The sequence below is a fragment of the Streptomyces sp. NPDC003035 genome, assembly GCF_042888285.1.
Taxonomy (GTDB): Bacteria; Actinomycetota; Actinomycetes; order Streptomycetales; family Streptomycetaceae; genus Streptomyces.
This window is the reverse complement of record NZ_JBIAPJ010000006.1, coordinates 14,095-36,516: the sequence shown is the minus strand read 5'-3', so window position 1 is coordinate 36,516 and position 22,422 is coordinate 14,095. Positions and strand designations below refer to the sequence as shown.

Annotated in this window: 24 protein-coding genes; 12 read left to right on the top strand and 12 right to left on the bottom strand. The window is 71.3% G+C overall.

Annotated elements, in window-relative coordinates; genetic code table 11:
- Positions 1-40 precede the first annotated feature (40 nt).
- Positions 41-589 (top strand): GNAT family N-acetyltransferase, encoded by a 549-nt coding sequence (locus ACFYV5_RS20075; protein WP_389170098.1) that lies wholly within the window; start codon positions 41-43, stop codon positions 587-589.
- A 20-nt stretch (positions 590-609) separates the two neighbouring features.
- On the opposite strand, the gene ACFYV5_RS20070 is transcribed toward ACFYV5_RS20075, so the two are convergent.
- Both ACFYV5_RS20070 and ACFYV5_RS20065 read right to left on the bottom strand, forming a co-directional pair.
- Positions 610-873, bottom strand: a complete 264-nt coding sequence (locus ACFYV5_RS20070) for a protealysin inhibitor emfourin (RefSeq protein ID WP_389170095.1) — start codon at positions 871-873, stop codon at positions 610-612.
- Between the two features lie 12 nt (positions 874-885).
- Positions 886-1,944: a M4 family metallopeptidase gene (locus tag ACFYV5_RS20065; protein ID WP_389170092.1), complete on the bottom strand. Its 1,059-nt coding sequence runs from the start codon at positions 1,942-1,944 to the stop codon at positions 886-888.
- A 295-nt stretch (positions 1,945-2,239) separates the two neighbouring features.
- On the opposite strand from ACFYV5_RS20065, the gene leuA reads away from it, so the two are divergent.
- On the top strand, positions 2,240-3,997 hold the full coding sequence (gene leuA, locus ACFYV5_RS20060) for a 2-isopropylmalate synthase (protein WP_389170089.1): 1,758 nt from the start codon (positions 2,240-2,242) through the stop codon (positions 3,995-3,997).
- A gap of 213 nt (positions 3,998-4,210) precedes the next feature.
- Positions 4,211-4,933: a TerB family tellurite resistance protein gene (locus tag ACFYV5_RS20055; RefSeq protein ID WP_355116082.1), complete on the top strand. Its 723-nt coding sequence runs from the start codon at positions 4,211-4,213 to the stop codon at positions 4,931-4,933.
- 12 nt (positions 4,934-4,945) lie between these two features.
- Here the strand turns inward: ACFYV5_RS20055 and ACFYV5_RS20050 are convergent, their stop codons facing one another.
- Positions 4,946-6,361 carry an FAD-binding oxidoreductase gene (locus ACFYV5_RS20050; RefSeq protein WP_389170086.1) on the bottom strand — a complete coding sequence of 472 codons (1,416 nt, stop codon included), beginning with the start codon at positions 6,359-6,361 and terminating at the stop codon, positions 4,946-4,948.
- Between the two features lie 98 nt (positions 6,362-6,459).
- Positions 6,460-8,331 carry a LuxR C-terminal-related transcriptional regulator gene (locus ACFYV5_RS20045; protein ID WP_389170084.1) on the bottom strand — a complete coding sequence of 624 codons (1,872 nt, stop codon included), beginning with the start codon at positions 8,329-8,331 and terminating at the stop codon, positions 6,460-6,462.
- A gap of 232 nt (positions 8,332-8,563) precedes the next feature.
- Between ACFYV5_RS20045 and ACFYV5_RS20040 the strand changes: the two genes are divergently transcribed.
- From ACFYV5_RS20040 to ACFYV5_RS20030, 3 genes are read left to right on the top strand one after another with little or no spacing between them, the layout of a single operon-like run.
- Positions 8,564-10,642 (top strand): MMPL family transporter, encoded by a 2,079-nt coding sequence (locus ACFYV5_RS20040; protein WP_389170081.1) that lies wholly within the window; start codon positions 8,564-8,566, stop codon positions 10,640-10,642.
- Between the two features lie 55 nt (positions 10,643-10,697).
- Positions 10,698-11,849: a sensor histidine kinase gene (locus ACFYV5_RS20035; RefSeq protein ID WP_389170078.1), complete on the top strand. Its 1,152-nt coding sequence runs from the start codon at positions 10,698-10,700 to the stop codon at positions 11,847-11,849.
- Complete coding sequence (locus ACFYV5_RS20030) at positions 11,846-12,517, top strand: response regulator transcription factor (protein ID WP_355116074.1); 672 nt, start codon at positions 11,846-11,848, stop codon at positions 12,515-12,517. Before ACFYV5_RS20035 ends, ACFYV5_RS20030 begins: the two co-directional genes overlap by 4 nt.
- On the opposite strand, the gene ACFYV5_RS20025 is transcribed toward ACFYV5_RS20030, so the two are convergent.
- The 3 genes from ACFYV5_RS20025 to ACFYV5_RS20015 all read right to left on the bottom strand — a co-directional run bounded on the left by ACFYV5_RS20025 (position 12,504) and on the right by ACFYV5_RS20015 (position 15,786).
- Complete coding sequence (locus tag ACFYV5_RS20025; protein ID WP_389170074.1) at positions 12,504-13,880, bottom strand: FAD-dependent oxidoreductase; 1,377 nt, start codon at positions 13,878-13,880, stop codon at positions 12,504-12,506. The two genes, ACFYV5_RS20030 and ACFYV5_RS20025, sit on opposite strands and share 14 nt — an antisense overlap.
- Before the next feature lie 146 nt (positions 13,881-14,026).
- Complete coding sequence (locus tag ACFYV5_RS20020; RefSeq protein ID WP_355116072.1) at positions 14,027-14,848, bottom strand: hypothetical protein; 822 nt, start codon at positions 14,846-14,848, stop codon at positions 14,027-14,029.
- Positions 14,849-14,946: 98 nt separating this feature from the next.
- Positions 14,947-15,786 carry a hypothetical protein gene (locus ACFYV5_RS20015; RefSeq protein WP_389170071.1) on the bottom strand — a complete coding sequence of 280 codons (840 nt, stop codon included), beginning with the start codon at positions 15,784-15,786 and terminating at the stop codon, positions 14,947-14,949.
- An 86-nt stretch (positions 15,787-15,872) separates the two neighbouring features.
- On the opposite strand from ACFYV5_RS20015, the gene ACFYV5_RS20010 reads away from it, so the two are divergent.
- Positions 15,873-16,319, top strand: coding sequence for a hypothetical protein (locus ACFYV5_RS20010; protein WP_389170068.1), 447 nt, complete (start codon positions 15,873-15,875; stop codon positions 16,317-16,319).
- On the opposite strand, the gene ACFYV5_RS20005 is transcribed toward ACFYV5_RS20010, so the two are convergent.
- Both ACFYV5_RS20005 and ACFYV5_RS20000 read right to left on the bottom strand, forming a co-directional pair.
- A complete protein-coding gene (locus tag ACFYV5_RS20005) occupies positions 16,309-16,578 on the bottom strand; it encodes a DUF397 domain-containing protein (protein WP_389170065.1) in 270 nt (89 codons plus the stop codon). The genes ACFYV5_RS20010 and ACFYV5_RS20005 overlap by 11 nt on opposite strands.
- Positions 16,560-17,393, bottom strand: a complete 834-nt coding sequence (locus ACFYV5_RS20000) for a Scr1 family TA system antitoxin-like transcriptional regulator (protein ID WP_389170062.1) — start codon at positions 17,391-17,393, stop codon at positions 16,560-16,562. Before ACFYV5_RS20000 ends, ACFYV5_RS20005 begins: the two co-directional genes overlap by 19 nt.
- A 132-nt stretch (positions 17,394-17,525) precedes the next feature.
- On the opposite strand from ACFYV5_RS20000, the gene ACFYV5_RS19995 reads away from it, so the two are divergent.
- The 5 genes from ACFYV5_RS19995 to ACFYV5_RS19975 all read left to right on the top strand — a co-directional run bounded on the left by ACFYV5_RS19995 (position 17,526) and on the right by ACFYV5_RS19975 (position 20,215).
- Complete coding sequence (locus tag ACFYV5_RS19995) at positions 17,526-17,750, top strand: hypothetical protein (RefSeq protein ID WP_355116062.1); 225 nt, start codon at positions 17,526-17,528, stop codon at positions 17,748-17,750.
- A complete protein-coding gene (locus tag ACFYV5_RS19990; protein WP_355116060.1) occupies positions 17,747-17,962 on the top strand; it encodes a hypothetical protein in 216 nt (71 codons plus the stop codon). The genes ACFYV5_RS19995 and ACFYV5_RS19990 overlap by 4 nt, the downstream gene beginning before the upstream one ends.
- Positions 17,963-18,065: 103 nt before the next feature.
- A complete protein-coding gene (gene recO, locus ACFYV5_RS19985) occupies positions 18,066-18,815 on the top strand; it encodes a DNA repair protein RecO (RefSeq protein WP_355116058.1) in 750 nt (249 codons plus the stop codon).
- Between the two features lie 18 nt (positions 18,816-18,833).
- The gene (locus ACFYV5_RS19980) at positions 18,834-19,679 is read left to right on the top strand and encodes an isoprenyl transferase (RefSeq protein WP_355116120.1); all 846 of its coding nucleotides are present in this window, start codon (positions 18,834-18,836) and stop codon (positions 19,677-19,679) included.
- Positions 19,679-20,215 carry a YcxB family protein gene (locus ACFYV5_RS19975; RefSeq protein WP_389170058.1) on the top strand — a complete coding sequence of 179 codons (537 nt, stop codon included), beginning with the start codon at positions 19,679-19,681 and terminating at the stop codon, positions 20,213-20,215. Before ACFYV5_RS19980 ends, ACFYV5_RS19975 begins: the two co-directional genes overlap by 1 nt.
- 62 nt (positions 20,216-20,277) lie before the next feature.
- Here the strand turns inward: ACFYV5_RS19975 and ACFYV5_RS19970 are convergent, their stop codons facing one another.
- The 3 genes from ACFYV5_RS19970 to ACFYV5_RS19960 are packed head-to-tail and all read right to left on the bottom strand — an operon-like array spanning position 20,278 to position 22,415.
- Positions 20,278-20,688 (bottom strand): transcriptional repressor, encoded by a 411-nt coding sequence (locus ACFYV5_RS19970; RefSeq protein WP_355116055.1) that lies wholly within the window; start codon positions 20,686-20,688, stop codon positions 20,278-20,280.
- A 46-nt stretch (positions 20,689-20,734) separates the two neighbouring features.
- Positions 20,735-21,637, bottom strand: a complete 903-nt coding sequence (locus tag ACFYV5_RS19965; RefSeq protein WP_389170055.1) for a metal ABC transporter permease — start codon at positions 21,635-21,637, stop codon at positions 20,735-20,737.
- Between the two features lie 16 nt (positions 21,638-21,653).
- The gene (locus ACFYV5_RS19960; protein WP_389170052.1) at positions 21,654-22,415 is read right to left on the bottom strand and encodes a metal ABC transporter ATP-binding protein; all 762 of its coding nucleotides are present in this window, start codon (positions 22,413-22,415) and stop codon (positions 21,654-21,656) included.
- Positions 22,416-22,422 lie beyond the last annotated feature (7 nt).

Here is a 22,422-nt window from a genome sequence, read left to right as displayed (position 1 = left end):
TGGTTTGCCGTCGGCGAGCCCGGTCGGATAGGAAGCGTGCATGCTCAGAGGAAGCAAGGTCGGGCTCAGGGCCCGGCACGAGGACGACATCCCGATCCTGCGGGCCGAGCTCTACGACGACGTGGTCAACGCCTCGAGGGCTGAGGGCGCGCCGTGGCGGCCGATCACGCCCGGCTCGAAGGATCCGCGACTCGTGGTCGACGACAAGGAACAGGGGCACGTCCCGTTCTCCGTGGTGGAGTTGGACGGCGGCACGCTGGTCGGCACCGCGACACTGTGGGGCATCGACAACCACCACCGGTCCGCGCACATCGGCCTCGGGCTGCTGCCGTCCTCCCGCGGCAAGGGCTACGGCACCGACGTGGTCGCGACGCTGTGCCACTACGGCTTCGTCGTGCGCGGCCTGCAGCGGCTGCAGATCGAGACGCTGGCGGACAACGCCGCGATGCTGCGCTCGGCCGAGCGCAACGGCTTCGTCCGCGAGGGCGTGCTGCGCTCCTCGGCCTGGGTGATGGGCGAGTTCCTCGACGAGGTGCTGCTCGGGCTCCTCGCACAGGACTGGAAGCCGGATGCGAAGGGCGAGGGCTAGGGCTGGGGCCCTCGGCGTCTCTAGGCGCCTTCCTTCAGGACCTTCGCGATCAGGGCGCGCTGCGACTCGGTCAGACGGGGATCGCAGCAGCGGATCGTCTCGCCGTCGACCGTGATCTCGTACGAGAAGCCGTCCGGCACGCCCCGGACGTCGCCGTCGCCCTCACGGAGGACGGTGGCGGCCAGGGTCTGCCACTCCCCGGTGTCCGGCCGGCCGGAGGTGTCCACCTCGGCCGACCGCTCGATGCCCGCGAAACCGCCGGTGCGCCGCACTCGAATACGCATGGCTCAGGTCTATCAGTCCGTCGGCACGCCGACAGCCGTCCACGCCTTCAGCACGGCCTGGATCTCCGCCCCGTCCCCGTACCGCGCCTTCGCCGCCTTCGCCGTCGCCCGCGCGAACTCGGTGAACCGGGTCTCGGGGGTGAGCGTGCCGCCCGTCATCACGTCGTACCAGATCTGCCCCGCCCGCTCCCAGGCGTTGCCACCCAGCTCGGTCGCCGCGAGGTAGAAGGCCTTGTTGGGGATGCCGGAGTTGATGTGCACCCCGCCGTTGTCGCTGCTCGTACGGACGTAGTCGTCCATGTGCGCCGGCTGCGGGTCCTTGCCCAGGACATCGTCGTCGTACGCCGTGCCCGGCGCCTTCATCGAGCGCAGCGCCACGCCCTGGACGTTCTCGTGGAGCAGGCCCTCGCCGATCAGCCAGTCGGCCTCGGCGGCGCTCTGTCCGAGTGTGTACTGCTTCACCAGCGACCCGAAGACGTCCGAGACCGACTCGTTGAGCGCCCCGGACTGGCTGAAGTACTCCAGATTGGCCGTGAACTGGGTGAAGCCGTGGGTCAGCTCGTGGCCGATCACGTCCACCGGCACGGTGAAGTCGAGGAAGATCTCGCCGTCGCCGTCACCGAACACCATCTGCTCGCCGTTCCAGAAGGCGTTCGCGTAGTTCCGGTCGTAGTGGACGGTCGCGAGCAGCTTCATCCCGGCGCCGTCCATCGAGTTCCGGCCGTAGGCCTTCAGAAAGAGGTCGAAGGTGGCGCCGAGGCCGGCGTACGCGCGGTTGACGGTCGCGTCGTCCGTCGCCTCCGCGCCCTCCTCGCGCACCGTGACGCCCGGCAGGTCGGTGCCGTGCTCGGCGTCGTACACCGTGCGCCGGGGCTTCGCCGCCTCGTCCGGGGCGGCCTGCGCGGGGGCGGTGGGCGCGGCGAGGCGGCGCGCGGTTCGCTGGGCGGCGTCGGCGGCCAGGGTGCGGCGGGCGGTCTCGGCGATCGCCGGGTTCCCCGACCGGGCCAGGTGCTCCAGCAGGTGCGGGGGCACGATGGAGCAGAAGACAGGGTGCTGCGCGTGGGAGGTCATGCCTGCAATGTGGCACTGCGTGATCCGGCTGTCACTACCGGCGACGATGATCCGCGAAATAGAGTGATTCGTCACTCTTTCGTATTGACGCCGCACCGTGTCCCGCATACTGAAACAGGACGTCCGGAGTCCGCCGTCCTGAGCTAGGCTGCGGCCATCATGCGTTTCGGGCTGCTTCTCCTTAGCTGCCGCGGCGAGGGCCTGTAGTCGTAGGCCGACCCCCTCCCCGCGGGACCTGGTGTTGCGTTCGACAGTCGGCCGTCCCTCCCCAGCTGGACCCGAGGAGCCCTACGCAATGTCTCAGCCCGTTGGCCGCCCCACGCCCATCACCAACGCCACCCAGATGCAGAAGCCGTCCGGGATGCCGATCCACAAGTACGGCCGGTACGAGGCCGTGCACATCCCCGATCGCACCTGGCCCGAGCAGCGCATCACCAAGGCGCCCCGCTGGCTGTCGACCGACCTGCGCGACGGCAACCAGGCTCTGATCGACCCGATGAGCCCCGCCCGCAAGCGCGAGATGTTCGACCTGCTGGTGCGCATGGGCTACAAGGAGATCGAGGTCGGCTTCCCCTCCTCCGGCGAGACCGACTTCAACTTCGTGCGCTCCATCATCGAAGAGGGCGCGATCCCGGACGACGTCACCATCTCCGTACTGACCCAGGCCCGCGAGGACCTGATCGAGCGAACCGTGGAGTCCCTGGTCGGCGCCAAGCGCGCCACCGTCCACCTGTACAACGCCACCGCGCCCACCTTCCGCCGGGTCGTCTTCCGCGGCTCGAAGGAGCAGATCAAGCAGATCGCCGTCGACGGCACCCGCCTGGTCATGGAGTACGCGGACAAGCTGCTGGGCGATGAGACGATCTTCGGCTACCAGTACAGCCCGGAGATCTTCACCGACACCGAGCTGGACTTCGCCCTGGAGGTCTGCGAGGCGGTCTGTGACGTCTGGCAGCCCGAGGAGGGCCGCGAGATCATCCTGAACCTGCCCGCCACCGTGGAGCGTTCGACGCCGTCCACGCACGCGGACCGGTTCGAGTGGATGTCCCGGAACCTGACCCGCCGCGAGTACATCTGCCTGTCCGTCCACCCGCACAACGACCGCGGTACGGCGGTCGCGGCGGCCGAGCTGGCGATCATGGCCGGCGCCGACCGTATCGAGGGCTGCCTGTTCGGCCAGGGCGAGCGGACCGGCAACGTCGACCTGGTGACGCTGGGCATGAACCTGTTCTCGCAGGGCGTGGACCCGCAGATCGACTTCTCGCAGATCGACGAGATCCGCCGCACGAGCGAGTACTGCAACCAGATGGAGGTCCACCCGCGCCACCCCTACGCGGGCGACCTGGTCTACACCGCCTTCTCCGGCTCCCACCAGGACGCCATCAAGAAGGGCTTCGACGCCATGGAGGCCGACGCGGCCGCCGCGGGCAAGACCGTCGACGACATCGAGTGGGCGGTGCCGTACCTGCCCATCGACCCGAAGGACGTCGGCCGCTCGTACGAGGCTGTGATCCGGGTCAACTCGCAGTCCGGCAAGGGCGGCATCGCGTACGTCCTGAAGAACGACCACAAGCTGGACCTGCCGCGCCGGATGCAGATCGAGTTCTCGAAGATCATCCAGCAGAAGACCGACACCGAGGGCGGCGAGGTCACGCCGGCCGCGATCTGGTCCGTCTTCCAGGACGAGTACCTGCCCAACCCGGACAACGCCTGGGGACGCATCCAGCTGCGTTCCGGCCAGACCACGTCCGACACGGACGGCACCGACACCCTGACCGTCGAGGCGGTCGTGGACGGCGTCGACACCGTCCTGACGGGCTCCGGCAACGGTCCGATCTCCGCCTTCTTCGCCGCACTGCAGGCGATCGGCGTGGACGCCCGCCTGCTGGACTACCAGGAGCACACGATGAGCGAGGGCGCCTCCGCGCAGGCCGCCTCGTACATCGAGTGCGCCATCGACGGCAAGGTCCTGTGGGGCATCGGCATCGACGCCAACACCACCCGTGCCTCGCTGAAGGCCGTCATCTCGGCGGTCAACCGCGCCGCGCGCTGACCTCGCGGACCGTACGAGAGCCGGTGCCCCGCATCCCCCGAGGGGGTGCGGGGCACCGGCCTCTCCACCCCTGAGGGTGATCTCGCGGGGCGTGATCGGGAGCGCGGCGAGCCCCTTCCGGCGGTGTCGCGTCTCGGCCATGTCCGTGGCGTTCTGTCGACGGGGTGCTGACGCCACATCACAGATGTGGTTAACATCACGCCCACGTCGGCAATGCTGCCGGTTCGCCAAGGGAGGTGCGGGATGCGGTCTGCCCGGGAGTCACGTAGTCGAAAAGTGGGCATCTGTGGCATTCGTACTTCCTGGAACACCGTAGGGGACGGCGAGTTCTTCTGCGAGGAGTGCGGCGGCGACCGCAACTACCGCCGTCGGACCGGCCGTCGGCGCTTCGCCGTCCTGGGAGTCCCGGTGCTGCCTCGCGGGCACGCCGGACCGGTCGTCGAGTGCGCGGCCTGTCATACCCACTTCGGTACCGACGTCCTCGACCACCCGACGACGAGCCGCTTCTCCGCGATGCTGCGGGACGCCGTGCACACCGTCGCCCTCGCCGTCCTCGCGGCCGGCGGCACCTCCTCCCGTACGGTGGTGGACACCGCGGTCGCGGCGGTCCGCGCCGCCGGGTTCGACGAGTGCACCGGCGTCCAGCTCACCGACCTCGTGGAGGCGCTTGCCGCCGACACCGGCCGCTTCCTGCCCGACGAGGGCAGCGGGGGCGCGGCCCTGGCCATCGAGCTCCACGAGGCCCTGGAGCCACTCGCGCCGCACCTCGCCGTCTCCGGGCGCGAGTCGATCCTGCTCCAGGGAGCCAGGATCGCCCTTGCGGACGGGGCGTACAGCCCGGCGGAACGGGACGTGCTCCACACCGTCGGCAACGCGCTGGCGCTGTGCGCCGACGACACCGCCCGGCTGCTCGCCACCGCCAGGACACTGCTCTAGTCAGGGCTTCCCTCACGGCGCGATGTTGTGATTGAGACGGAACAGGTTGCCGGGGTCGTAGCGGCGCTTCACCGTCCGCAGCCGGTCGTAGTTCTGCCGGTAGTTGGTGCGCACCCGGCTCTGGTCGTCGGTGTCCATGAAGTTGATGTAGCCGGCCTCCTCGGTGTGCGGCCGCAGGTCCCGGTCGTACGCCCGCGTCCAGGCGATGTTCGCCTCGTTGTCCGCGGGATCGGTGTGGCTCGTGCCGAACGCGGCCGAGAAGGAGGCGTCGCGGTAGGCGAACGCGGTGTCCTCGGGGCCGACCCGGTGGCACGCCCCGTCGATCGGGAAGATCGCGGTGTCGCTCTCCATCGAGGGCATCGTCTCCCCGTAGCGCATGTGCACATCGATGGCGCCGTCGCTGAGATCGCGGCTGAAGCTCCCCTTCCAGTAGTGGTACAGCCCCGGTGGCAGCTGCTCGTCGAAGAGTGTGTTGATCACCGGGTACGGCATCCGCTCCACGAACCGGCCCACGACCGGGCCCAGTTCGTCGAGGAGGCCGAGCATCTTCTCGTCCTCGGTGGCGGGGCCGCTGAAGCAGGTCATCAGGCCGCAGATCGGGCGGCCGTGCCAGCGCTCCGGCAGGAACGGCATCTCGGGGCCGAGCGCGATGACCAGGATCGTGTTGAGCTCCTCGGGGGCGTCGGCGTTCATGTCACGCCAGCGCCGGGCCACCTCCGCGTCGAGCGGATAGAAGACGGCGCCGCCCAGGATGTCCGACACCGGGTGCAGGCGGTAGACGAGCGAGGTGACGACGCCGAAGTTGCCTCCGCCGCCACGCAGCGCCCAGAACAGGTCCGGATGCCGCTCGGCGTCGCAGGTCAGGAGGGCGCCCTCGGCGGTGACGACATCGGCCTGCACGAGGTTGTCGCAGCTCAGTCCGTAGCGACGGGCCAGGTTGCCCATGCCGCCGCCGAGGGTGAGACCGGCGATGCCGGTGGTCGAGACGACCCCGCCGGTGGTGGCCAGGCCGAAGGCGTGCGTGGCGTGGTCGAAGTCGCCCCAGGTGCAGCCGCCGTCGGCGCGGGCGGTACGGGTCACGGGGTCGACGCGGACGGAGCGCATCCGGGACAGGTCGACGACGAGACCGTCGTCGACGGTGCCGTACCCGGCGACGGCGTGGCTGCCGCCGCGGACGGCGAGCGGCAGCCCGTTGTCCCGGGCGAAGAGGACGCCGGCGATCACGTCGCCCGCGTCCACGGCCCGGACCACGACGGCCGGGTGTCGGTCGTGGAGGGCGTTGTAGACCCGGCGGGCCTCCTCGTAGGACGGGTCGCCGCGGACGACGACGTCGCCGCGGACGGTGCCGCGCAGGGTGTCGAGGGCGAGTTCGGTGGTGGGTGCGTTTGTGGTGGGTGCGTTTGTGGTGGGTGCGTTTGTGGTGGTCATGTACCCGTTCTAGGCCGCGGGGGCCGGCGCGGGCATCGCCCGAACCACCCACGTCGGTGGGCGGCCGGGCATGGGTGAAACGGCCTATGCCCGGGTGCCTATGCCCGGGTTCTGACCAGACCGTGGGCGTAGGCGTAGGCCGTGGCGGCGGTACGGGAGGTCACGCCCAGCTTGGCGAAGATGTTGTTCAGGTGCCGGGCGACCGTGTGCTCGCTGATCACCAGGGCGTGGGCGATGTCCTTGTTGGTACGGCCCTCCGCCACCAGGCGCAGCACCTCCGCCTCGCGGCCGGTCAGACCGCCGGGCAGGCGGCGGCGCAGCCCGGTCAGCAGGGCGGCCGCACGGCGGGCGTCGGGGGCGGCGCCCAGCCGCTCGAACGTCGCCCGGGCGGCCGCCAGCTCCAGCCGGGCCGCCTCCTCGTCGCCCGAGGCCCGGTCGGCGGCGGCGAGCAGCATCCGTACCTGCGCGGCCTCGTACGGGACGCGCAGCTCCAGCCAGCCGGCCAGCGCCCGGCGCAGCGGAGGCAGGGCCGGTTCGTGCCGGGCGAGGGCGAGGGCGCCGCGGGCGGTGTCGGCCAGGGCGCCCAGGAGCGGCGCCCCGCCGGAGAGCGCCTCCAGCTCCGCGACCGCCTCGGCGGCCCCGTCCGGGTCCCCGACGGCCAGCGCCACCTCCGTGCGGGCCGCGAGCAGCCGGGCCCGGCCGAGGAGGTCGTGGCTCGGGTCGCTCTGACAGGCCAGGGCCAGCTTCAGGCCCGTGACGGCGGCGTCCGCCTTGCCCTGGGCGAGCCGGAGCAGAGCCAGCCCCGGCTGCGGGATCCGGCCGAGTTCGTGAGCGTGCGCGTACGAGACGGCGGCTGCGTCGAGCCGCCCCTGGCGGCGCCGGATCTCCCCGGCCGCGTAGTGCGCCGCGGCGGCGACGTCCAGGCTGTCCACCGGCACCTCCCCGCACACCCGCGCGGCCTCGGCCTCGGCCGGCGCCCAGGACCCGAGCAGGTCGAGCACCTCGACATGATGGATCCGACACAGGCCCCGGAAGGGGTTGTCGGCAAACGGCGCGTCCGCGCCGGCCAGCGGCGCGGCGCCCGGCGGGGCGGCGCCGGTCGTCAGCGCAGGCACGGCGGCCGGCACGGCGGCCGGGCCGGAGGCCCCGGACCTCGCGCCGGGCGCGCCCGGCGCCTCGGTGCCGCCCTCGCCGGGCCCGGAACCCAGCCCCGACGCGCCGGCCGCGGACGCGGCCCTCGCGCGGACGTGCTGGGACCAGGGGACCTCGCACCAGGCCATCGCCGCGTCCGTCCATTCCACCGCGCGGCCGAGGTCCGCCGCCTCCATGCACTGGGTGAGGGCCAGGCAGAAGAGCCAGCCCGTGAACATGCCGCTCAGCTCGCCCGCCGTGACCGCGCACATCGCGTCGTCGAGGAGCGCGAGGCCCTCCGCCCTCCGGCCGTTCGCGAGGAGGACCGAGGCCTGGGCCTGCCGGCTCAGGGCGATCAGGTCCGGGCTTCCGGAGGCTCGCGCGAGGCGCTCCATGCGCCGCGCCGCGGCGAGCGCCGCCTCCGGATCGTGGCGCTCCTGGGCCTCCTCCGCGTCCGTCCAGGCGAGGAAGCACTGCTCGGGGCAGTCCGGTTCGCCCTCCAGGTGGTGCCGGGACCGGTGCAGCCAGCCCGCCGCCGCCGCGGGCCGCCCCAGGCAGCGGTACTCGAAGGAGAGCCACCACGCCACCTGCCCCGCCCCGCGGTGGTCGCCCGCCGCCACGTACCCCGCGTGGGCCCGCAGCCGGGCCGCGACCGACTCGTCCACGTGGCCCGTCCACCAGGCGGCGTCGGCGAGAAGGTCCAGGTCCTCGGGGCCGAGCGCGGCGGAGGGATGCCGGTCGGCCTCGCACAGCAGGACGTACACCTCGGCCCACGACTCCCGGGCCGCCGCTCTTCGCGCCCGCTCGAAGGCGGGGGCCTCTTCGACGGGGACGGCCATCGCCGCTCACTCCCTTTCCGGTCCTTCCAGAGTAGGAGCGCGCGGGCGGCCGCGCCCGCTCCCCGGCGCGTACCGCGCGCGGCCGCCCGCCCCGTACTCCCCAGGGAGTACCGCCCACGCCGCGCCGCCGCCGGCAGTAGCCCGCAACTCGATCGCCGGGCCGACGAATCGCCCCTGCCCCGACGGGAGTCTGGGAACGACCCGGACGCCACACGCAGGAGGGAGGCCCGACATGGGGGCCCCGAACAGGACCATCGGCGAGCGCAGGGGGCGGAGGGCCGTCCCCTGGGGGGTGCTCGCCCTGTGGGTGATCGTGATCGCGATCGCCGCACCCTTCGCCGGACAGCTCGGCGACGTGCAGCGCGACCGGGCCGTCGACTACCTGCCCGCGAGCGCCGACTCCACCCAGGTCGCCACGATCACCGAGCAGCTGCCCGGCGGCGACTCCACCGACCTCGTCCTCGTCTACCACCGCGACGGCGGGCTGACACCGGCCGACGAGGCCACCGCCGCCCGCGAGGTCGCCCGGGTCGCCGCCGAGCATCCGCTCACCGCCACGCCGCGACCCGTCCCCTCCGAGGACGGCACGACCCTGCTGTACGCGGTCTCGAGCACCGAACCGGGGCAGGACGAGGAGGCCAGGGACGCGTTCGTCAAGGACATCCGCGCCACGGTCACCGGCGAGGTCGGCGGGCCCGGCGCCCTCGCCACCGACGCGGGCGAGGTCTACAACTCCCTCGACGGCCCGCTCCTCTACACGACCGTCGCCGTCGTCGCGATCCTGCTGATCGTCATCTACCGCAGCCCCTTCCTCTGGCTCGTCCCCCTGGTCGTCGCCGGAGTCGCCGACTACCTCTCCATGGCCGTCACCTACGGCCTCCACCAGGGCTTCGACATCAGCGTCTCCGGACAGAGCACGGGCGTCATGACGATCCTCGTCTTCGGCGCCGGCACCGACTACGCCCTTCTGCTCGTGGCCCGCTACCGCGAGGAACTGCGCCGCGTCCCCCGTCCGTACGACGCGATGCTCGCGGCCCTGCGCGGCTGCGGCCCCGCCGTCCTCGCCTCCTCCGGCACCGTCGCCGTCGGCATGCTCTGCCTGCTCGCCGCCGACATGAACAGCAGCCGGGGCATGGGCCCCACGGCCGCCGTCGGCGTCCTGTGCGCGCTCGTCGCCATGATGACGCTGCTCCCCGCCCTCCTCGTCGTGCTCGGCCGACGGGTGTTCTGGCCGTTGGTCCCGGCGTACGGAAGCGAGCCGAAGGCCCCGCGCCGCTCCCTCTTCGCCGTCATGGGCAGCTCCGCGGGCCGCCGCCCCCTCACCGTCCTGCTCACCGGAGCTGCGACCCTGGCCGCCCTCGCCCTGGGTGCGCTCACCCTGCCCGGCGCCCTCAAGCAGGAGGACTCCTTCACCTCCACCCCGGAGGCGGTCGCCGCGATGAAGACGCTGGCCGTCGCGTACCCGGAGATGGGGACCCAGCCGATCACGGTCGTCGCCCCGACCGCCGGTGCGCCCGGCGCCCTGCGGACCGCCCTCGCGACCGAGGGCGTCGCGAGCGCCGAGCGGGGCCGCAGCGGCGACGGCTGGACCGAGATCTCCGTCATCGCCGCCCACCCGCCCCAGTCCGCGGCCGAGACCGCGACCATCAAGGAGCTGCGGCAGGCGCTCGGCGACGGCGTGTACGTCGGCGGGCCGAGCGCCGAACAGCTCGACATGAGCGACACCAGCGCCCGCGACCGGAACATCGTCGTCCCGCTCGTCCTCGTCGCCGTCCTGCTCGTCCTGATCGTGCTGCTGCGCAGCCTGGTCGCCCCGCTGATCCTGCTCGGAGCCGTCGTCGCCGTCTGGGGCGCGGCCCTCGGCATCGGCGGACTGGTCTTCGAGTCGCTCTTCGGCTTCGAGGGCACCGATCCCGGCCTCTCCCTGCTCTCCTTCGTCTTCCTCGTCGCCCTCGGCGTCGACTACGGCATCTTCCTGATGCACCGGATGCGGGAGGAGTGCCTGAACGGTACGGAGCCGGGAGCGGCGGCCCTGACCGCCCTGCGCACCACCGGCGGGGTGATCGCCTCGGCCGGACTCGTCCTCGCCGCCACCTTCGGGGTCCTGATCAACATGCCGATGGTGCAGCTGGCGGAGCTCGGCTTCGTCATCGCGGTCGGCGTCCTGCTCGACACGTTCCTGGTCCGCACCTACCTCGTCACGAGCGCGAGCGTGCTGCTCGGCAGGAAGGTGTGGTGGCCGGGTCCGTTGGCCAGGGCGCCGGAGCCGGCCGTCGGTCAGGGACCGGAGCGGACTCCCGTAGGGGTGTGATCAGGGGCGGGCGGGGGCCTTCCCGGACTGTCAACGGCCCCCGCCCGCAGGGAGGATGAACCTCGTGGACTTCGCAACAGCTCTGACCCGAGACCCGCAGGCCGCTCCGTACCCGGTGCGGTGGGACGCGACGGCCGCCGCCGTGTTCGCGGTCGTCGCGGCCGTGCTCGCGCTGACCACCGACGACGGCCGCCGGCCGGACGCCCTCGGCTGGGCGCTGCTGCTCGCCGCGCACGTCCCGCTGGCCTGGCGCAGGCGCCGCCCGCTGCCGGTGCTGCTCGCCGTGGTGGCGTTCGTGGTTCCGTACCACGCGCTCGACTACATGCATCTGGCGCCGATCCCGGCCTCGATGACCGCGCTGTACACGGTCGCGGCGAACGGCCGTCCGCTGCGGACGCTGATCGTCGGCCTCTCGGTCACCGCCGTCACGCTCACCATCCAGCTGTTCGCCAACCCGCACGAGATAGCCGAGATCCTGCGGGTCTCCGGCTGGGTGATCGCGATGCTCGTCTTCGGCGCGAGCATCCGCCTCTACCGCCAGCTGGTGGCGGGCATGGTGGAGCGGGCGGAGCGCGAGGCCGAACAGAAGGTGGCCGAGGAGCGGCTGCGGATCGCCCGCGATCTGCACGACCTCCTGGCGCACTCGATCACGCTCATCGGCGTCCAGACCTCGGTCGCCGCGCACGTCCTGGTCGCCGATCCGGACCGGCTCGACCGCGAGGCGCTCGCCAAGGCCCTCGACGGGATAGCCGAGACCTGCCGGGACGCCCGCTCCGAGATCCGTACGACGCTGGACGTGCTGCGCGCCGCCCCGGAGGGCCCGCTGCCGGACCTGGCGGCGCTGCCCGATCTCGCACGGGCGTCGGGGGCGGAGCTTGCGGTACGGACGGGGGAGGCGCGGGTGCCGGCGGCGGTGGGCGCGGCGGCGTACCGGATCGTGCAGGAGTCGCTGACCAACGCGGTACGGCACGGGGGCCCGGACGCCTCGGTGCGGGTCGATGTCGGCCTGGCGGACGAGGTGTTGACCGTACGGGTCACGGACGACGGCGCCGCACCCGAGGGAACGGGCGGATCCGGCTACGGAATCCTGGGGATGCGCGAACGGGCCCGGAGCGTGGGCGGCACACTGAGCGCGGGCCCGCGCACCGGCGGGGGTTTCGAGGTCACGGCGGCCCTGCCGCTGCGGACGGGGGAGGTCATGGCGTGAGCGCGATCCGGGTCCTGCTGGCGGACGACCAGACGCTGGTCCGGGCGTCGTTCGCGATGCTCGTCGACTCGGCGCCCGGCATGGAGGTCGTGGGGCAGGCCGGCACCGGCAAGGAGGCGGTGGAGCTGGCCCGTTCGGCGCGGGCGGACGTGGTCGTCATGGACATCCGGATGCCCGAACTCGACGGCATCGCGGCGACCCGGCTGATCGCCGCCGACGAGGACCTGGCCGGCGTGCGGGTGCTGGTCCTGACCACGTACGACACCGACGAGCATGTGATGGAGGCGCTGCGGGCGGGTGCGTCGGGCTTCGTCGTGAAGGACATCCGACCGGCCGAACTCCTGGACGCGATCCGCACGGTGGCGGCGGGGGAGTCCCTGCTCTCGCCAGGCCCGACGGCGCGCCTGATCGCCCGTGCGCTCGCCGCCCCGGACGCCCGGCCGGCGGGCGGACCGGACGAACTGTCGGAGCGCGAGCGGCAGGTGCTCGCGCTCGTCGCCCGAGGTCTGAACAACACGGAGATCGCGGAGACCCTCGCCCTGTCGCCGCTCACCGCGAAGACCCATGTCAGCCGGATCATGGGCAAGCTCGCGGCCCGTGACCGGGCCCAACTCGTCATCATCGCCTACGAGTCGGGCCTGGTCCGGCCGGGTGCTACTGCGGGGTGACGGCGTTGCTCGCGCGCAGCATGTCCTCGCGCTCGACGATCTTCACGCGCTCACGGCCCTGCGGCTCGCCGAGCGCCTTCTCGGCGGCGTCGAGGGCGTACCAGCCCTCCCACGTCGTGTACGTGATGCCCTTGCCCTCCAGGAAGGCCACGACGGCGTCCGTCTCCGGCGTCTCGGGGGTGAGCAGCCGGCCGTGGGCGAAGTCGTCCAGGAGGTTGGCGACGGTCTCGTTGGCGTCTCCCTTGGTGTGGCCGATGAGGCCCACCGGACCGCGGCGGATCCAGCCGGTGACGTACGTGGAGGCGAGGTGTCCGCCGCCCTCCTCGATGACCCGGCCGCCCTCGTCCGGGACGGTGCCGCTGGCGGTGTCCCAGGGAAGCTTGGGCAGCTCGTCGGAGAGGTAGCCCACGGCCCGGTAGACGGCCTGGACGTCCCAGTCGGTGGTCTTGCCGGTGGAGGTCACGTTGCCGGTGCCGTCGAGCTCGGTGCGCTCGGTGCGCAGCCCGACGACCTCGCCGTCCTCGCCGAGGATCTCGACGGGCGACTCGAAGAAGTGCAGGAAGAGCTTGTGCGGGCGGTCGCCTATGTCGCGGATCGCCCAGTTCTCCAGGGTCTTGGCGACCATGTCGGTCTGCTTGTTCTTGCGCCGCTCGGCGATCGAGCCCTCGTCGTAGTCGATGTCCTCGGGGTTGACGATGACCTCGATGGTGGGGGAGTGGTCCAGCTCGCGCAGCTCCATGGGGCTGAACTTGGCCTGGGCCGGGCCGCGGCGGCCGAAGACGTGGATCTCCACGGCCTTGTTGGCCTTGAGGCCGTCGTAGACGTTCGGCGGGATCTCGGTCGGCAGCAGCTCGTCCGCGGTCTTGGCGAGGATGCGGGCGATGTCGAGGGCCACGTTGCCGACACCGAGCACGGCGACCTTCTCGGCCTTGAGATCCCAGGTGCGCGGCACGTCCGGGTGGCCGTCGTACCAGGAGGCGAAGTCGGCGGCGCCGAAGGAGCCGTCGAGCTCGACGCCGGGGATCTTCAGCTCGCGGTCGAACATGGCGCCGGTGGAGAAGATCACGGCGTCGTAGAAGGCGCGCAGGTCGTCGAGGTGCACGTCCGTGCCGTAGTCGACATTGCCGAAGAGGCGGACCTGCGGCTTGTCGAGGACCTGGTGGAGGGCGGTGATGATGCCCTTGATCCGCGGGTGGTCGGGGGCGACGCCGTAACGGATGAGTCCGAAGGGGGCCGGCATCCGCTCGAAGATGTCGATCGACACGCCCGGCTCGGCGGCGGCCTCGGACTTCAGCAGCGCGTCAGCGGCGTAGATTCCGGCGGGGCCGGCGCCGACGATCGCGACCCGGAGAGGGCGGGGCATGTCAGGTTCCCTTCGCAAGGACGTGACGACGATGACTGTCGTCGCTTAGGTCACCCTAATTAGCACGCCGAGCGAAGCGGTACCCGCCCCCGGTCTATGAGCCCATAAGGTGGACTTATGACATCCCAAAGGGCTGGCGAGGGTCCCTAGCTTCCGTCGCCGGTGAACAGACCGCCGGTGAGGGCGTCCACCGCGATGATCGCCACCATCACCATGCCGAGGAGCCCGCAGAAGAGAAGGAAGGACCCCATGACGGTGTTGAAGCGCCGCAGGAGCGGGTTCTGCGGCGCGTAGACGTCCGCCGGGTCGTCGGGGTCATAGCTGACCGCCACGTACGCGCTGTTTCCCTCCCACGACACGACGCGGACCACGCCGGCGCCATCGGTGTACAGATACCGGCCCGGCACGTCGGCAGGCCGGGCGAAGGTCTTGACGCCGTGCTTGAGCAGCCGCCGCCTGCGCATCCACACCCCCATCTCGAACACACCGGCCGTGAGCGCCGCGATCGCGAGGAAGCCGAACGGCACGAGGGCGATGATGTGACCGCCGCTTCCCACGACCGCGCAGATCACACACAGCGCGACGACCGTTCCGACACAGCTCAGCACGAACCACTTGAGCCGGCGCAGGGCCTTCTCGCGCGCCTTGGTCCTGAGGGTCCGCACGACGACGAGGGTGGCGGCGTCGACCTCCTCGTCCGGCTCGATCAGCAGCGAGTTCACGCCCTCGGCGAAGGCGGCGGCCGCGTCCTCGCTCACGTCCTCGATCCTGTGCACGGCCGGAGTCGCCCCGGCCGGCGCCCTCAACTCGACGGCGACGGACCGCCCCTCGGCACGCACCCGGGCGACGGCCTCACCCGGGATCGTGACCACCTCGCGGGGACGCTCCAGGATCAGACCGCCGCTGACGGCGCACAGGACGACGCCGTCGCGGCCCTGGAGTATCGGGAGGGAGGAGATGATCGACATGGGTGTGATCGTAGGGGTGGGGCGACGGATGGGGACAGCCCCTGGACGTCGGTACGGCGAGGGGTGACGGGACGCCGGAGGCGTGGACGCCGATCCGCCTACCCGTCGAAGGCAGGGAGCGCGAGGAGGACCGTCCCGTAGACGACGGGAGCGGCGAACGCGAGGAGGAACACGACGAGGAGCAGGTCCTTGACCTGGCGGCCCCACCCTTCGCAGGAGACCGCTCTGCTCGGCCTGCGCACGCTGTACGCGACCCGGACGGTCTCGTCCCTGGACGAGCCGGAGAAGGGGTGGGTCTTCCCGCTGGTATCGGTGTACACGTGCCTGTCCCTGCCGTCGAGCCAGACCTGCTGCGCGTCGACCGTGATGCCGTGGCGGGGCAGGTACCAGTTCTCCCACGCCGTGAGCAGCGCCGAGCCGACCATGGCGAGGAACAGGGCGCCGAGGCCGCCGAGGAGCAGCACCGCGACCGCGCGGCCCACGTGCTCTCCCACGATCCCCACGACGACCGAGAAGGCCACGAGCATGACGCCGACGCCGAGGCTCATCCACCTGAAGCGGCGTGACCCTCCGTTCTCCTCCTCTTCCTCATCCTCCTTCTCGTCGGCAGGCCGCACGCTCCGGACGGTGACGAGCGTGGAGCCGTCGACCACCTCCTCCTCGGGGGCCCGCTCGGGCAGAGCTTCGTTCACCGCGTCGGCGAAGGCGGTGGCGGCGGCCCGGCTCACGTCCTCGATCCGGTACGCGGTCGGCTCGACCCCGGCCGGGGCCGTCAACCCCACGACGACGGCACGCCCTTCGGTATGGACCCACCCGATGGCGGTGAGCGGAATGCGCAGCTCGTCATCAGGACGGCGCAGCAGCAGTGCCTCGCCCTGAGAGCGGAGTTCTGTGCCTTTGTCACCTTGGAGAACGGGTATGGGCGAAGTGATCGACATGGGCGTGATCGTAGAGGCGCGCTGTGGGCCGGTGAAGGGGAATGGAGGGGTTTCGGTCGGGTCCCGTGCTGCCGTACGGTCCGGACATGGTCAACGCAGTGCTCATAGGCTTCGCGATCCTGTCCGTGCCGGTCTTCTTCTTCGCCCTGATGTGGATGCAGGGCGAGCGGGACAACCTCAAGAAAGCGACAGAGCTGGTCGACATCGGCATCGAGGTCCAGGCGCGCCTGACGTATGCGGAGCCGATCCGCGACACGGGGACCTTGCGTGTCGTGTACGAGTTCGAGGGCCCGAACGGCGAGAAGGGACGGCACCAGACGGGCGTGGGGGTCTCCTCGGTCCACGTGGTGGGCAACACGTACCCGCTCGTCCACCACCCCCAGCGCGTGAACCGCGTGCACTTGGGAACGAAGCGGACCGTCCGCAAGGAGCGAAAGGAACGCGCGGGCTACGTGAAGACCGCTCAGGGGATGGCGCTCGGGTCTTTCGTGGTGTTCGCCCTCGCGGTCGGTGGGTTCGTCCTCAGCCCTTGACGCCCTTCACGAAGACGGCCCAGGCGGCGGCGGGGAGGATGAGGGCGGGGCCGGTGGGGTTCTTGGAGTCCCGGACGGGGACGGCGCCGGGGATGTCGTCGAGGACTTCGACGCAGTCGCCGCCTTCGCCGTTGCTGTAACTGCTCTTGCGCCAGGCGGCGCCGGTGAAGTCGTACGAGACTTCGACGCAGCTGCCGCCCTCACCGTTGCTGTACGAGCTCTTGAACCAGCGGGCGTTGCTCAGGTCGTACTCGCGCATCGTCTGTAGTCCTCCGCCGCCGACTCGAGCAGGGCCAGGGACGCCTCCGGCGACAGAGCGGCGACCCTGAGCAGATCGTAGGCGCGCTGTACGCGCTTCACCACCGCCGGATCGTCGATCAGCGTTCCCGAGAACGACGTCTCTGTATAGCCAGTTGGCGGCGCGTCCTCGAACTCCATGAGCTTGAGCGAGCCGGCCATAGAGGCGTGCGCGCCAGCCGCGCGCGGGAGGACCATCGCCAGTACCACCCGCTCGCGTACGAGCGCCGCCAAGTGCTCCAGCTGCGCCGCCATCACGGCCGCCCCGCCCACCGGCGTAAGCAGCACGTTCTCGTGCACGACCACCCAATACTCGGGCCTTGTAGCGTCCTTGAGGATCCGCGCCCGCTCTATCCGCGCGGTCACCTTCTCCTCCACGTACGCCTCGGTCACGAACGGGTTCGCCGCCAGCGTCACCGCCCGCGCGTACTCCGCCGTCTGCAACAGCCCCGGCATCACCGTCGGCGCGAACTCGCAGATCTTCGTCGCCAGCGCCTCCAGTTCCACCACCGGCTCGAAATAGGACGCGTACGGCGACGCGTTGATCAGTCGCCTACACGTCCGTTCGAAAAAACCACCGGTTTGTAGGACCTCGTCGATTCGCCGCGCCACATCCAGCTGCGGCTTCCGAATTCCCTGTTCGAACTGGCCGATGTATCCGCCCGAAACGAACACCCGCTCGCCCAGCTCCCCCTGCGTCATCCCCTTCGCTTCCCGCTGGGCCTTCAGCTCCTGGCCGAAGAACCGCCACGTGTCCAGCCGTCGAGCTTTGGCCATGGATTAACTCCCCATCCCTACGCCGCAGTTGTAGGACCTGCGCATCTGCCGATTCTACGGATCCCGTACCACCCTGGGTGCGGTAAGCGGGAAATGGATTCGGAAAGGGATGCGTTGGTGAAGGAACACGACATGCGGTCGATCACGGGGTCCGTCGAAGAAGCGAGTGAGGCGGTGACGGAATTGCGCGAGGCTCTCGTACGGGCGGGAATCGTGCTGCCCTCCCTCGGGCTCGACGCCGTCACCCTCGCCTCCGACAACCCCCGGCCGCTCATCGAATTGGGACGCTGCACGGTGGAAACGGCGCGCCGGCTGGCCGCCGTCGTACTGCCGGGGGAAGAAGGGGGCCGGTCATGAAACTGCCCATCGGGTCGTACGTCGTCGAGATCCGCACCGGGCGTGTGGGAACGGTCATGGGTCACGAGGGCCCCTATGTCCAGCTGCGGCCGCTCGGCGGCGGGCGGGAGTGGGACGCGGAGCCGGAAGGGGTCCGGGAGGCGACCTCGGCGGAGCGCCTGAGCGCGGCGACGGCCCACGCGAACGCCCGGAGCCGGGGCGAGGTGCCCTGAAGGGTGACAGCTCAGGGTCGGCCGGCAGCCCCCGGGGCGGGCGGACGAGGGCGGAAACCCGCCCCGGGCCGCAGCGCCCCTCCCGTACGGGAGAATGGGCCCCATGAGTCTGTTCCGCGACGACGGCATCGTGCTGCGCACCCAGAAGCTGGGTGAAGCGGACCGCATCATCACGCTCCTCACACGCGGTCACGGCCGCGTACGCGCCGTGGCGCGCGGCGTCCGTCGTACCAAGTCGAAGTTCGGGGCCAGGCTCGAACCCTTCTCCCACGTCGACGTGCAGTTCTTCGCCCGCGGCAGCGATCTCGTCGGCCGCGGGCTTCCCCTCTGCACGCAGAGCGAGACCATCGCCGCGTACGGCGGGGGGATCGTCACCGACTACGCCCGCTACACCGCCGGGACCGCGATGCTGGAGACGGCGGAGCGGTTCACGGACAACGAGGGCGAGCCGTCCGTGCAGCAGTACCTGCTGCTCGTCGGCGGTCTGCGGACGCTCGCCAACGCCGAGCACGCCCCCCACCTCATCCTCGACGCCTTCCTCCTGCGCTCCCTCGCCGTGAACGGCTACGCACCGAGCTTCGAGGACTGCGCGAAGTGCGGCCTCCACGGACCCAACCGGTTCTTCTCGGTCGCGGCGGGCGGCGTCATATGCGGCGACTGCCGGGTGCCCGGCAGCGTCGTACCCTCTCCGGAGGCCATCGGCCTGCTCAGCGCGCTCCTCACCGGCGACTGGGCGACTGCGGACGCGTGCGAGCCGCGTCACGTCAGGGAGGGAAGCGGGCTGGTGTCCGCCTATCTGCACTGGCACCTGGAGCGCGGCCTGCGCTCGTTGCGGTACGTAGAGAAGAGCTAGGAGACCCATCGCATGGCCATCGCACGACGCGGAATCCTCGGACGGAAGCTGCGGGAGTACAAGACCCCGGAGCCGCACCCGTCCGGTGCGCGCCCGCCGAAGCTTCCCGCGGAGCTGGTGCCGAACCACGTCGCCTGCGTGATGGACGGCAACGGCCGCTGGGCCCAGGAGCGCGGACTGCCGCGCACCGAAGGGCACAAGGTCGGCGAGGGCGTCGTCCTGGACGTGCTGAAAGGCTGCCTGGAGCTCGGCGTCAAGAACCTCTCGCTCTACGCCTTCTCCACGGAGAACTGGAAGCGGTCGCCCGACGAGGTGCGCTTCCTGATGAACTTCAACCGGGACGTGATCCGGCGCCGTCGCGACGAGATGGACGAGCTGGGCATCCGTATCCGCTGGGTCGGCCGGATGCCGAAGATGTGGAAGTCGGTCGTCCAGGAGCTCCAGGTCGCGCAGGAGCAGACCGTCGACAACGACGCGATGACGCTGTACTTCTGCGTGAACTACGGCGGTCGCGCCGAGGTCGCCGACGCCGCGAAGAAGATCGCGGAGGATGTGGCGGCGGGCCGGCTCGACCCGTCGAAGGTCAACGAGAAGACCTTCCAGAAGTACCTGTACTACCCGGACATGCCGGACGTCGACCTCTTCCTCCGCCCGAGCGGCGAGCAGCGCACCTCGAACTACCTGATCTGGCAGAGCAGCTACGCGGAGATGGTGTTCCAGGACGTGCTGTGGCCGGACTTCGACCGCCGTGACCTGTGGCGCGCGTGCGTCGAGTACGCCTCCCGCGACCGTCGCTTCGGCGCGATCCCGGCGGCGGACCGCGCGGCGATGGGTTCCGTCCCGCAGCAGGGGCCGGCCGTCTGATGACACTGGGGGGACAGATGCGCGAGGGCGTGGAGCTGGTCTACGTTCCGACGCGCGCCGACGTGGCCGACGCCGTACGGGTACAGATGCGGTACGGCATGTTCCGGCGACTGCGGTGGCTGCTGCCGGCTGTCGCCGTCCTGGCGGTCCTGGTGATCGCCCTGGAGCTGTTCGGCCCCGGCGAGCCGGATTCGGGACGGGTGGCCCTGATGGCGGGGCTCGGAACGCTCGTCGCCGTCATCGGGCCGCTGACGCCCCGGCTGGCCGCCCGGCAGATGTTCGCGATGATCGAACGGCAGGGGGAGTTCCGGGCCCGCGTGGACGAGCAGGGGGTCGGCTGGGCCACCAGCGACACCGAGACCGTCACCCGCTGGCCGATGCTGCCCCGGTACGTCGAGACGTCGACGCAGTTCGTCCTGCTCTCGGCCGACAAGGCCAGGGCCGGCGTCGCCGCCCTGCCCAAGCGCGGGCTCGCCGACCCCGCCGACGTCGACCGGCTCCGTGACCTCCTGGACCGGAGCATCACCAGGCTCTGAGCCGTACGCGTACGACAGGGGCCCGCACCGGAAGCGTCCGGTGCGGGCCCCTGTCGTCGTGCCTACTTCGCCGCGCAGTCCACGCAGGTGCCGAAGATCTCGACCGTGTGCGCCACGTTCACGAATCCGTGCTCCGCGGCGATCGTCTCCGCCCACCGCTCCACCGCCGGGCCCTCCACCTCGACCGCCTTGCCGCAGACGCGGCAGACGAGATGGTGGTGGTGATCGCCGGTCGAGCAGCGGCGGTAGACCGTCTCGCCCTCGCTGGTGCGCAGCGCGTCGACCTCGCCCGCGTCCGCGAGGGACTGGAGCGTGCGGTACACCGTCGTGAGGCCGACGGAGTCGCCGCGGTGCTTGAGCATGTCGTGCAGCTCCTGCGCACTGCGGAACTCGTCCACCTCGTTCAGTGCCGCCGCCACCGCGGCCCGCTGCTTGGTCGAGCGGCCGCGTACGGGTGGTCCTGCCGTCGCCACAGGGGCCTCCTAGGGATGTCGTCGCCCCCGCCATTCTGCCAGGCCGCTAGAACGTGGCGTCGCCCGTGGGTCGCCGGGTGGCCGGAACCGCCATGTCGCACTCCGCCGAGGACGGCGCCGCGGCCTCCGCGGCCCGGGCGCGGCGCCGGGCGAGGGGCGTCGCGAGGACCGTGAGGAGGACGAAGACGGCGATCGCGAGCAGCACGATCGTCGCGCCCGGCGGCAGGTCCTGGTAGTACGAGGTGATCGTGCCGGTCAGCGTGGTGCCGGTGCCGATCACGACGGCGAGCGCGAAGGTCGTACGGAACGATCGCGACAGCTGCTGGGCGGCGGCCACCGGGACCACCATCAGCGCGCTGACAAGCAGCAGGCCGACGACCCGCATGGCGACCGTGACGGTCACGGCGGCCGTGACGGCGACCAGCAGGTTCAGGGCGCGCACCGGCAGGCCGGTGACACGGGCGAACTCCTCGTCCTGGCTGACCGCGAAGAGCTGGCGCCGCAGCCCGACCGTCACCAGCACCACGAACGCGGCGAGGATGCTGATCGCGGTGACGTCCTCGCGGGAGACGGTGGTCAGAGAGCCGAAGAGGTACGAGCTCAGGTTGGCGTTGGAGCCGGTCGGCGAGAGGTTGATCAGCAGGACGCCGCCGGCCATGCCTCCGTAGAAGAGCAGGGCGAGCGCGAGATCGCCGCGGGTCTTCCCGTAGGCCCGGATCAGCTCCATCGCGACCGAGCCGACGATGGCGACGAGGGTCGCCATCCACACCGGACTCCACGAGAGCAGGAAGCCGAGACCGACACCGGTCATGGCGACATGGCCGATGCCGTCGCCCATGAGCGCCTGGCGGCGCTGGACGAGGTAGACGCCGACGGCGGGAGCGGTGATGCCGACGAGGACGGCCGCGAGCAGGGCCCGCTGCATGAATTCGAGCTGCAGGAATTCCATGGTCAGGTCAGCTTCCTCAGGTCAGCAGACCCGTGCGGAGCGGCTCACCGGCCGCGTGGGGATGGACGTGGTCGTGGCCGGGCAGCGCGTGCTGGCCGACGGCCTGCGGCGGCGGGCCGTCGTGGACGACGCAGCCGTCGCGGAGGACCACGGCCCGGTCGATCAGGGGCTCCAGGGGGCCCAGCTCGTGCAGGACGAGCAGGACGCTGGTGCCGCCCGCGACCTGCTCGCGCAGGGTGGCGGCGAGGATCTCCTGGCTGGCGAGGTCGACGCCGGCCATCGGCTCGTCCATGATCAGCAGCTCGGGCTCGGAGGCGAGCGCGCGGGCGATGAGCACGCGCTGGTGCTGGCCGCCGGAGAGGGCGCTCACCGAGTCCTTGGCGCGGTCGGCGAGCCCGACGAGGTCGATGGCCCGGTCGATGGCGGCCCGGTCGGCCTTGGTCAGCAGGCCGAAGGGGCGGCGGGAGAGCCGGCCGGAGGAGACGACCTCGCGGATCGTGGCGGGGACGCCGGAGGCGGCGGTGGTGCGCTGCGGTACGTAACCGACGCGGGCCCACTCGCGGAAACGCTTCTGTTCGGCGCCGAAGAGGGAGATCGCGCCACCGGTCAGCGGGACCTGACCGATGACGGCGCGGACGGCGGTGGACTTCCCGGAGCCGTTGGCGCCGAGCAGGGCGACGACCTCACCGGGGTTCACGGTGAGGTCGATGCCGCGCAGGACGGGGCGCGAGCCGAGGGCCGCCGTGGCTCCGCGGACGGATATGACGGGAGCGGTCACGGTTGCC

What these genes read in the sequence shown, in the direction of transcription:
- ACFYV5_RS20075 (WP_389170098.1), top strand. Translation starts at nt 41, where the DNA reads ATGCTCAGAGGAAGCAAGGTCGGGCTCAGGGCCCGGCACGAGGACGAC.
- ACFYV5_RS20070 (WP_389170095.1), bottom strand. Translation starts at nt 873, where the DNA reads ATGCGTATTCGAGTGCGGCGCACCGGCGGTTTCGCGGGCATCGAGCGG.
- ACFYV5_RS20065 (WP_389170092.1), bottom strand. Translation starts at nt 1,944, where the DNA reads ATGACCTCCCACGCGCAGCACCCTGTCTTCTGCTCCATCGTGCCCCCG.
- leuA (WP_389170089.1), top strand. Translation starts at nt 2,240, where the DNA reads ATGTCTCAGCCCGTTGGCCGCCCCACGCCCATCACCAACGCCACCCAG.
- ACFYV5_RS20055 (WP_355116082.1), top strand. Translation starts at nt 4,211, where the DNA reads ATGCTGCCGGTTCGCCAAGGGAGGTGCGGGATGCGGTCTGCCCGGGAG.
- ACFYV5_RS20050 (WP_389170086.1), bottom strand. Translation starts at nt 6,361, where the DNA reads ATGACCACCACAAACGCACCCACCACAAACGCACCCACCACAAACGCA.
- ACFYV5_RS20045 (WP_389170084.1), bottom strand. Translation starts at nt 8,331, where the DNA reads ATGGCCGTCCCCGTCGAAGAGGCCCCCGCCTTCGAGCGGGCGCGAAGA.
- ACFYV5_RS20040 (WP_389170081.1), top strand. Translation starts at nt 8,564, where the DNA reads ATGGGGGCCCCGAACAGGACCATCGGCGAGCGCAGGGGGCGGAGGGCC.
- ACFYV5_RS20035 (WP_389170078.1), top strand. Translation starts at nt 10,698, where the DNA reads ATGAACCTCGTGGACTTCGCAACAGCTCTGACCCGAGACCCGCAGGCC.
- ACFYV5_RS20025 (WP_389170074.1), bottom strand. Translation starts at nt 13,880, where the DNA reads ATGCCCCGCCCTCTCCGGGTCGCGATCGTCGGCGCCGGCCCCGCCGGA.
- ACFYV5_RS20020 (WP_355116072.1), bottom strand. Translation starts at nt 14,848, where the DNA reads ATGTCGATCATCTCCTCCCTCCCGATACTCCAGGGCCGCGACGGCGTC.
- ACFYV5_RS20015 (WP_389170071.1), bottom strand. Translation starts at nt 15,786, where the DNA reads ATGTCGATCACTTCGCCCATACCCGTTCTCCAAGGTGACAAAGGCACA.
- ACFYV5_RS20010 (WP_389170068.1), top strand. Translation starts at nt 15,873, where the DNA reads ATGGTCAACGCAGTGCTCATAGGCTTCGCGATCCTGTCCGTGCCGGTC.
- ACFYV5_RS20005 (WP_389170065.1), bottom strand. Translation starts at nt 16,578, where the DNA reads ATGCGCGAGTACGACCTGAGCAACGCCCGCTGGTTCAAGAGCTCGTAC.
- ACFYV5_RS20000 (WP_389170062.1), bottom strand. Translation starts at nt 17,393, where the DNA reads ATGGCCAAAGCTCGACGGCTGGACACGTGGCGGTTCTTCGGCCAGGAG.
- ACFYV5_RS19995 (WP_355116062.1), top strand. Translation starts at nt 17,526, where the DNA reads ATGCGGTCGATCACGGGGTCCGTCGAAGAAGCGAGTGAGGCGGTGACG.
- ACFYV5_RS19990 (WP_355116060.1), top strand. Translation starts at nt 17,747, where the DNA reads ATGAAACTGCCCATCGGGTCGTACGTCGTCGAGATCCGCACCGGGCGT.
- recO (WP_355116058.1), top strand. Translation starts at nt 18,066, where the DNA reads ATGAGTCTGTTCCGCGACGACGGCATCGTGCTGCGCACCCAGAAGCTG.
- ACFYV5_RS19975 (WP_389170058.1), top strand. Translation starts at nt 19,679, where the DNA reads ATGACACTGGGGGGACAGATGCGCGAGGGCGTGGAGCTGGTCTACGTT.
- ACFYV5_RS19965 (WP_389170055.1), bottom strand. Translation starts at nt 21,637, where the DNA reads ATGGAATTCCTGCAGCTCGAATTCATGCAGCGGGCCCTGCTCGCGGCC.